7 protein-coding genes are annotated in these 8211 nt (G+C 71.2%); 3 read left to right on the top strand and 4 right to left on the bottom strand.

Going from position 1 to position 8211, the window contains the following annotated elements:
* Nucleotides 1-662: hypothetical protein (locus tag HMPREF9719_RS05590; RefSeq protein ID WP_004601007.1), on the bottom strand; the 662-nt coding region annotated here is incomplete at its 3' end.
* A 45-nt stretch (nucleotides 663-707) separates the two neighbouring features.
* Between HMPREF9719_RS05590 and HMPREF9719_RS05585 the strand changes: the two genes are divergently transcribed.
* The gene (locus tag HMPREF9719_RS05585) at nucleotides 708-1211 is read left to right on the top strand and encodes a M48 metallopeptidase family protein (RefSeq protein WP_004601006.1); all 504 of its coding nucleotides are present in this window, start codon (nucleotides 708-710) and stop codon (nucleotides 1209-1211) included.
* 36 nt (nucleotides 1212-1247) lie between these two features.
* Here HMPREF9719_RS05585 and HMPREF9719_RS05580 read toward each other — a convergent pair whose 3' ends face one another.
* Complete coding sequence (locus HMPREF9719_RS05580) at nucleotides 1248-2633, bottom strand: zinc-dependent metalloprotease (RefSeq protein ID WP_004601005.1); 1386 nt, start codon at nucleotides 2631-2633, stop codon at nucleotides 1248-1250.
* A gap of 97 nt (nucleotides 2634-2730) precedes the next feature.
* Between HMPREF9719_RS05580 and HMPREF9719_RS05575 the strand changes: the two genes are divergently transcribed.
* The gene (locus HMPREF9719_RS05575; protein ID WP_004601004.1) at nucleotides 2731-3801 is read left to right on the top strand and encodes a YlbL family protein; all 1071 of its coding nucleotides are present in this window, start codon (nucleotides 2731-2733) and stop codon (nucleotides 3799-3801) included.
* A gap of 21 nt (nucleotides 3802-3822) precedes the next feature.
* Here HMPREF9719_RS05575 and HMPREF9719_RS05570 read toward each other — a convergent pair whose 3' ends face one another.
* Together HMPREF9719_RS05570 and HMPREF9719_RS05565 are read right to left on the bottom strand one after the other, a co-directional pair.
* Complete coding sequence (locus HMPREF9719_RS05570) at nucleotides 3823-4395, bottom strand: hypothetical protein (protein ID WP_004601003.1); 573 nt, start codon at nucleotides 4393-4395, stop codon at nucleotides 3823-3825.
* Between the two features lie 91 nt (nucleotides 4396-4486).
* Nucleotides 4487-5023 carry a PPA1309 family protein gene (locus HMPREF9719_RS05565; RefSeq protein WP_004601002.1) on the bottom strand — a complete coding sequence of 179 codons (537 nt, stop codon included), beginning with the start codon at nucleotides 5021-5023 and terminating at the stop codon, nucleotides 4487-4489.
* A 113-nt stretch (nucleotides 5024-5136) separates the two neighbouring features.
* Between HMPREF9719_RS05565 and HMPREF9719_RS05560 the strand changes: the two genes are divergently transcribed.
* On the top strand, nucleotides 5137-8190 hold the full coding sequence (locus tag HMPREF9719_RS05560) for a UPF0182 family protein (RefSeq protein WP_004601001.1): 3054 nt from the start codon (nucleotides 5137-5139) through the stop codon (nucleotides 8188-8190).
* Nucleotides 8191-8211: the final 21 nt, after the last annotated feature.

The raw sequence follows: 8211 nt of genomic DNA, 5'->3' as shown, positions 1-8211 counted from the left end.
GCCGCCGTCGCCGCGAGCACCACCCCGGCCGCGCCGGGCAGCCCCGCGGGCAGCTGCGCGGCGATGCGCAGCCACGCCTCGTCGCGGGCGACGCGCCTTAAGTCCGTGCACACCGGGCAGGGGCCCTCGCCGGCGACACGGGCGGGTCCCACCACCCCGGAGCCGCCCATGAGGGCGGCCGGCAACCACGAGTCCACCGCGCCGAGCAGCGCGGGCGCGAGCAGCGCGGAGTGGGCGTGCTGGTCGGCGAGCACGACGACGCAGCCCCGCTCCAGGCCTTTCAGGAACCGCTCGACGCGCTGCCCGGGCAGCGGGCGGACGAGGCTGGCCGGCTCCTCGGCGAGCATCGTGCCGATAGCGCGGGCGAGCGGCCCGCCTCCGATGAGCGCGATCGCGGGCCCGCCGGGCTCGACGAGCACCCCGTAGCCGACGAGCTCGTCGAGCGCGGCGCGGGCGCGCTCGGGCGGAAGGCCCGCCCGCTCGAGCGCCGCGGCGGCCGCGGATGCGGGCTGCGGGCGCGCGAGCCTGCGCAGTGCGCCGATCGCTCTGGTCGGCTCGGGCACCGCGATGATCGGACCCCGGTCCGCCTCGAGGCCGAACTGGATACTGCCCGCGTCGCGCACGACCGGGTGGCAGCCGCCGGCAAGCTGTAGCTGTGACATGATCCCCCTGAAAAAGAGATAGCAGCACAGAAGGGCGGGGTTGTCATGCCGGAGCGCGAGGTGCGGGTCATCCGCTCGCCGCGGCGGGCGAAGACGGTGCAGGCCAGGGACCTGGGCGACCGCGTCGAGGTGCGGGTTCCCGCGGGCCTCGCGCCGAGCGAGGAGGAGCGCCTCGTTTCCGGGGTGCTCGAAAAGCTGAAGAAAAAGACCTCCGCGGGCCGCATCTCCGACGAGGAGCTGCTCGACCGGGCGTGGGCGCTCAACGAGCGGCTGCTCGGCGGGCGGGCGCGCATCGGGTCGGTGCGCTGGGTCGGCAACCAGCGCCGCCGCTGGGGCTCGTGCAGCCAGGCCACCGGCGACATCCGCATCACCGACCGGCTCAAGGACGTGCCGGGCTACGTGCTCGACGCGGTGCTAGTCCACGAGCTCGTGCACACCTTCGTCCCCGGCGGGCACACGGAAGAGTTCCGCCGCTTCGCGGAGCTCGCGCCGCGCGCGGAGCGGGCGCGCGGCTACCTTGAGGCGCTGCAGCGCTACGGGCCCGGCTGATCGCCGGGCCCGAGGAGAGAATGCGCGAGCGGGAGGCTAGTCGTTGCCCCGCTCGCCCGGCTCGTCGTCGCCCTCGGCGCCGCCGTTCTCGCCGCGGCGCCGCTCGAGCTCCTCGATCTCGCGGATGGGGTCGAAGTCGGCGATCCCGCCGTCGTCGAGGAGCCCGTCGATGAACTCCGCGGGCTTGGCGACGTCGTCCGCGTCGGGCAGCAGGTCGGGGTGGTCCCACACCTGGTCGCGGCGCTCGACGCCGACGGCGTTGTCCACGCGGCGCCACAGCTCGGCGGCGTCGCTCACCCGCGGCGCGCTGAACTCGATGCCCACGATCGTGGAGAACGCGTTGTCCGCCGAGCCGCCGGTCGCGCGGCGCCGCTTCCACGCCTCGGTGAGCTTCTCCGTGGAGGGGAGCCGCTCGCTAAGCGCGGCGCCGGCGACGTGCTCCGCCCAGCCCTCGACGAGCGCGAGCAGCGTCTCGAGCCGCAGCGCGGCCGCCCGGTTCGAGGACGTGATCCGCGGCGAGAGGTCGCGGCCCTGGAGCTCGCGCAGCGCGTCCTGGATCGACTGCGGGTCGCCGGGCTCGATGTTGAGCTCCCGGAGGCTCTCCTCGATCTCCGAGGTGTCGATGACCAGCCCGTCGGCGTACTCCGCGACGGAGGAGACGATCCGGTCGACGAGCCAGGGCACGTGGTTGAACAGCCGCTGGCGGGCGGCCTCGCGGGCCGCGACGTAGACGAACACCTCGCGGCTCGGCACGCCGAGCTCCTCGGCGACGGAGCTCACCGCCGCGGGAAGCAGCGCGACGGTGCGCGCCGGGGCGGTGGGGATCCCGAAGTCCGCGCCGGTGAGCGCCTGCCTGGCGAGGTCGCCCAGCGCGTGGCCGAGCTGCATGCCGACGTTCATGCCCGACATCTGGCGCAGCATCCCGCTCATCGGACCGAGCATCTCCTTGGCCTCGTCGGGCACCGACTCGAGCTGCGCGCGGGCCATCGCCTCGGCGACCGGAGTGACGAGCTTCTTCCACTGCGGCAGCGTCGCGGTGAGCCAGTCGGTCGCGCCCCACGCGTCGACCCGCCCGCCGACCTGCGGCAGCTCGGTCGCGCCGTCGAGCCACAGCTCCGCGAGCCGCACGGCCTCCTCGACGGCGTGGCGGTCCTGGCTGCGCACCGCGACCGTCCGCCCGGAGAGCGCCTGCCTCGCGATCCGCTCGGCGAGGTCGTAGTTGACCGGACCTTGTGCCTCGGGGGAGTTCATCGACGAGCCCATGCCCGAGAGCATCTGCCCGAACTGGTTGAGTATGTCGCCGAGCCCGCCGGGGTTGCCGCCGGCGCCGAAGCCGAAGGACCCAAACGACGAGTTATCGCCCCGCCGCTTGTCGTCGTCATCGTCGTCGTCGAAGGAAAACCCGAAACCGCCTGAACTCATGTGCCCAAACCTACCGGCCGCCCGCGGCGCCGGCCACGCCCCGGCCGCGCGGCCGGCTACGCTGAGAGCGAACACGCGCGTAGTAGGGTATTGGCCCGTGGATCGACGCACGAAGACGACGGCCGTGGGCCTCATCCCGCTGGCCGTGCTCGCCGCCGGGTTGTCCCTCGACCACATCCCCGGCACGAACATCTCGCTCGCGGTGCCCTACGCCGCCGAGGGGCCGGGCCCGACCGTGGACACGCTCGGCGCCATCGAGGGCGTGGACGTCGTCGACGTGCGCGGCGCCGAGACGTTCGAGACCGAGGGCAACCTCAACATGACGACGGTGTCGGTGCGGTCGAACATGACGCTCGTGCAGGCCATCGGCCGGGCGATCGCCACCGACGACACGATCGTGCCCATCGAGCACGTCATCCCGCCGGGGCGAACCGCCGAGGAGGTCGACAAGGAAAACCAGCTCGAGTTCGAGGGCTCCGAGCGCGCCGCGACCGTCGCGGCGCTCGACTACCTCGAGCGCCCCACCCACGTCGAGGTCGCCGCCGTCGTCGATGACTCCCCGGCCGCGGGGGCGCTCAAGGAGAGCGACCGCATCGTCAAGGTCGCGGGCGACGACGTCGACGAGCCCGCGGAGGTCGGCGCGGCGGTGCGCAGGCTCAAGCCCGGCGACGAGCTCGACCTCGTCGTCGAGCGAGGCGGCGAGGAGCGCGAGGTCGCGGTCGAGCTCGGGGAGAACCCGCACGACGAGGGCGCCGCGTGGCTCGGCATCCTCATGGGCGAGGCCTCGAGCGAGGGCATCGAGGTCGACTACAACCTCGAGCAGATCGGCGGGCCCAGCGCCGGGATGATCTTCAGCCTCGCGGTCATCGACAAGCTCACCGAGGAGGAGCTCACCGGCGGGTCGTTCGTCGCGGGCACCGGCACCATCGAGGCCGACGGCTCGGTCGGCCCGATCGGCGGGATCGAGCACAAGATCGCCGCCGCCGCGGCGGAGGGCGCGGAGCTCTTCCTCGCGCCGCGCCTCAACTGCGATGAGGCGCTCGACGCGCCCGACGAGGCCCTCGAGCGGATGCGCGTCGTGCCGGTCGACACGCTCAGCGACGCGGTCGAGGCGATCGACGCGTTTAATTCCGGCGGCGAGCAGGAGACCTGCGCGGCGAAGGCCTAACTACTAGGTCAGGCGGGGCCGCTACTCGTCGGAGCCGTCGGCGTCGCCGCCGGCGGCCTCCGGGGAGGTGAGGCCGAGCTCCGCGAGGCGCTCCCTAGGGTCGGTGCGCTCGGTGGAGATGAGCTGCTGGAGCACCTGCCCCTCGGCCTCGTCGACGACGGTGAGCACCGCGGTGGAGCCGAGCGTCGACCAGCCGACCAGCCGGTCTCCGGAGTCCTCGACGACGGTGGAGGAGCGCAGCTCGGTGAGCACCTGCGCGGTCTGCGCGGCGCGGGTCTCCGAGTCGGAGAACTGCAGCTGCCCGACGTTCGGGCCGGAGCACTCCACCGCGTTGCCCGAGTCGTGGGCGTAGCACGACTCGAGGTCCTCGAAGAGCTCCGGCGGGGCGAGGGTGCGGAACTCCTCGGCCGCGGCGGCGACGGCCGCCTGGTCCTCGTCCTCGGGCTCCTCGGGGGCCGTGGCGGTCGACTCCGCGGCGCTCGGCGCGGTGGAGGGGTCCTCCTCGGGCTTGTCGGAGCCGAAGCAGCCGGCCGCGAGCGCGGCGGGCGCCAGCGCGAGCGCGGCGAGCATCCTGGCGAAGCGGGGGCGGTGCACCGTGATCGGTCACCCTTCCTCAAGAACTAGCGGGCGCGGGCCGGGGGAGACGATGGCGGGGCGCCGCCCGCGGGCGCGCCCGGGGGACGGGCTAGTCGTCGGGGGCTACGTCCCGGGGGTCTTGCTGCAAACCATAGCGCAGCGCGCGGATCACCTCGGGCGCGACGTTGGGGCCGCCGCGCAGCTCGATGTCGTCCTCCGCGAAGGGCCCCTTGCCGGCGAGTTCCTCTTCGGTAGGCTTATTTTGCAGGAGGGTGAGTTCCCCGCCGGAGCGCAACACCCCGGAGAACAGCCGCGCCGGCCGCGGCGCAGGATCCGGGGACGACGTGTCGCGGAAGCGGATCTCCTGGGCGAGCACGACGCCCGCGACCTCCTCGGGCCACGCGATGCGCGACAGGTAGTCGGCGAGCTCCGGGGAGCCGGCGTCGATGTTCTCCGGGAGCGCGTCCTGCACGACGAGGGTGAGCGGTTTGTCCGGGTCGCCGTCGGCGAGCCCGGCGGGGATGAGCTCGGTGGGGACGAGCCCGAAGAGGGTGGGCTTGGCGCCCCAGCCCTCGGCGTGGATGAAGTCCACCGCCTCGAGCATCGATTGGTTGAGAGCCTGCTGGCTGTGGGCCGTGGAAGGCATGCTGAGCTCCTTTGTTCACACATTCGATACTTCGTAGACTAGAGCCACCGCATCAGGGTATGCGCAGCCTCGCGCCCCGCGCCAGACGACTTGCGTAAAATAAGGAGCATATTGTGACGACTGGGACGGCGACGGAGAGGTCGCCGAGAAAGGGCCTGCCACGGTGGGCGGGCTGGGCGATCGCGGTAGTCGCGGTGCTCCTCGTTCTGCTTCCCATCTTGGTGTCCGTGTACACCGATTGGCTGTGGTTCGGGGAGGTCGACTTCCGCGGCGTGTTCGGCCGCGTCATCGTCGCCCGCATCGCGCTGTTTATCGTCTTCGCCCTCATCGCCGCGGCGGTCACCTGGGCCGCCGGTTATCTCACGTGGCGCAACCGGCCGCGGGGCCAGAGCTTCGACGACCTTAATTCCGCGGTGGGTCGGTACCGGCAGATGCTGGAGAACTCCGCGCGCATCCTCCTCATCGGCCTGCCGATCATCGCCGGGCTCATCGCGGGCTTTTTGGGCCAGCAGAACTGGCGCACGGTGCTCATGTTCCTCTTCGGCGGGGAGTTCGGCTCCCAGGACGCGGAGTTCGGCAACGACCTGGGCTTCTACGCCTTCACCCTGCCGTTCCTGCAGCTCGTGCAGTCGACGATCTCCGTCCTGCTCATCGTCGCGTTCGTGCTCTCGCTCGTGGGCTATTACCTGCTCGGCGGGATCCGCATCGGCGACCGCGCCGCGGACCGTAAGGGCACCGTCTCCAAGCCGTGCCGCGTGCAGCTCGCGGTCATCGGCGGGCTGTGGCTGCTCAACCTCGTCTTCGGCTTCTGGCTGTCGCGGTTCAGCCTGCTCTACAACCAGAACCAGACGTTCGCCGGCGCGAGCTACACCGACCTGCACGCCCAGCTGCCGGCCTACCTCATCATGATGGTCATCGGCGCCATCGTCGCCGCGTCGTTCTTCGCGGCCGTGGTGATCAAGGACCTGCGCATCCCCGCGCTCGGCGTGGCGCTGCTGCTCATCTCCCAGATCGTCATCAGCGGCGCGTGGCCGCTGCTGCTCGAGAACTTCTCGGTCAACCCGAACCGGGCGGCCAAGGAGTCCGAGTCGATCCGCCGCAACATCGAGGCCACCCGCGAGGCCTACGGGCTCACCGACGAGGACGTCACCTACATCGAGAACTGGGGTACCGACGACGCCCCGGAGGACGAGGAGGCCGACGAGGTCGCCAACGACGAGGGCACGATCTCGAACATCCGCCTGCTCGACCCGGACGTCCTCAACCCGACGTTCACCCAGCAGCAGCAGCTGCGCAACTTCTACGGCTTCCCCGAGCAGCTCGCCGTGGACCGCTACGAGACCGACGGGGAGCTGCGCGACTACGTCGTCGCCGCCCGCGAGATCGACCCCAACGCGCTGCAGGAGAACCAGTCCAACTGGATCAACCGGCACACGGTCTACACCCACGGCAACGGGTTCATCGCCGCGCCGGCGAACAAGGTCGACGAGGTCGCCCGCGACGCCGGCTCGGCGCGCGGCGGCTACCCCGTCTACACGATCTCCGACCTGCAGACGAACCAGAACGAGCAGGCCTCCAAGCGCGCGGAGGAGCTCGGCATCAAGGTCGATCAGCCGCGCATCTACTTCGGGCCGGTCATCGCGTCCGCGCAGGACGGCGCGGACTACGCCGTCGTCGGCGAGGCCGGCGCCGGCGAGGTCGAGTACGACACCGACGACGAGACCTTCACCTACGACGGCGAGGGCGGCGTCGACATCGGCAACTGGATCAACCGGGCCGCGTTCGCGCTGCGCTACCAGGAGATCAACCTCATCCTCTCCGACCGCGTGGGCGGCGACTCGAAGATCATCTTCGACCGCGACCCGCGCCAGCGCGTCGAGAAGGTCGCGCCCTGGCTGACGACCGACTCGAAGACCTACCCGGCGGTCGTCGACGGGCGGCTCACGTGGATCGTCGACGGCTACACCACGCTCGACAAGCTGCCCTACTCGACGCCCACCCAGCTCGAGGACGCCACCGAGGACGCCCTCAACCCGGACGGCACGAACCAGCGCCTCATCAACAGCGAGGTCAGCTACATCCGCAACTCGGTGAAGGCCACCGTCGACGCCTACGACGGCACGGTGACGCTCTACGAGTTCGACGACGAGGACCCGGTGCTTAAGGCGTGGGAGAAGATCTTCCCCGACACGGTCACCCCGAAGGAGGAGATCTCCGAGGACCTGCATGCGCACCTGCGCTACCCCGAGGACCTCTTCAAGGTGCAGCGCGAGCTGCTCGCCCGCTACCACGTCGACGACCCGGGCGTGTTCTTCACCAACGACGCGTTCTGGTCGGTGCCCGGCGACCCGACGGCCCCCGAGGGCCAGCAGGAGCTCGCGCAGCCGCCGTACTACGTCATCGCCACCGACCCGGACACGGGCGAGCCGTCCTTCCAGCTCATCACCCCGTTCCGCGGCCTGCAGCGCGAGTTCCTCTCGGCGCACATGTCGGTGTCCTCCAACCCGGAGAACTACGGCGACATCACCGTGCGCGTGCTGCCGACCGAGACGCAGAAGCAGGGCCCGAAGCAGGCCCAGGACGAGATGATGTCCTCCGACCAGATCGCCCGCGACCGGACGCTGTGGGAGGGCACCAACGACCTCTACAACGGCAACCTGCTCACCCTGCCGGTCGGCGACGGGGAGATCCTCTACGTCGAGCCGGTGTACTCGCAGCGCAAGAACCAGGAGTCCGCGTTCCCGAAGCTGTTGCGCGTGCTCGTCTCCTACAACCGGGACGTCGGCTACGCGCCGACGATCTCCGAGGCGCTCGAGCAGGTCGGCATCGACTCCGAGAAGGCCCAGGAGATCACCGAGATCCAGGGCGACTCGGGCGGCGACCAGCCCACCGCCAACGACCTCGGCCAGCTGGAGGGCTCCGCCGGCGGCGGCGACGATGACGACGACGCCGACGACGCGGACGAGGAGGAGGAGAAGGAGTCCGGCTCGCGGGGCGGCTCGGCCCCGGCCGGCGGCAGCGGCGACGAGGGCGAGGCGATCCAGCGCATCAACGAGGCGCTGAGCAACCTGGAGAGCGCCCGCAACGGGTCCTTCGAGGACTTCGGCGCGGCCCTCGACGAGCTCGACGAGGCGGTCAAGGACTACCAGGACCGCTTCCAGAACTAGCCCGCCACCAGAGGAAGACGC

The sequence above is a fragment of the Corynebacterium otitidis ATCC 51513 genome (genome assembly GCF_000296405.1).
Taxonomy (GTDB): domain Bacteria; phylum Actinomycetota; class Actinomycetes; order Mycobacteriales; family Mycobacteriaceae; genus Corynebacterium; species Corynebacterium otitidis.
This window is presented reverse-complemented; position numbering and strand designations above follow the sequence as displayed.

Bases quoted from the DNA above. Each gene is read 5' to 3' on its own strand.
- HMPREF9719_RS05565 (WP_004601002.1), bottom strand. From the start codon at position 5,023: ATGCCTTCCACGGCCCACAGCCAGCAGGCTCTCAACCAATCGATGCTC.
- HMPREF9719_RS05585 (WP_004601006.1), top strand. From the start codon at position 708: ATGCCGGAGCGCGAGGTGCGGGTCATCCGCTCGCCGCGGCGGGCGAAG.
- HMPREF9719_RS05580 (WP_004601005.1), bottom strand. From the start codon at position 2,633: ATGAGTTCAGGCGGTTTCGGGTTTTCCTTCGACGACGACGATGACGAC.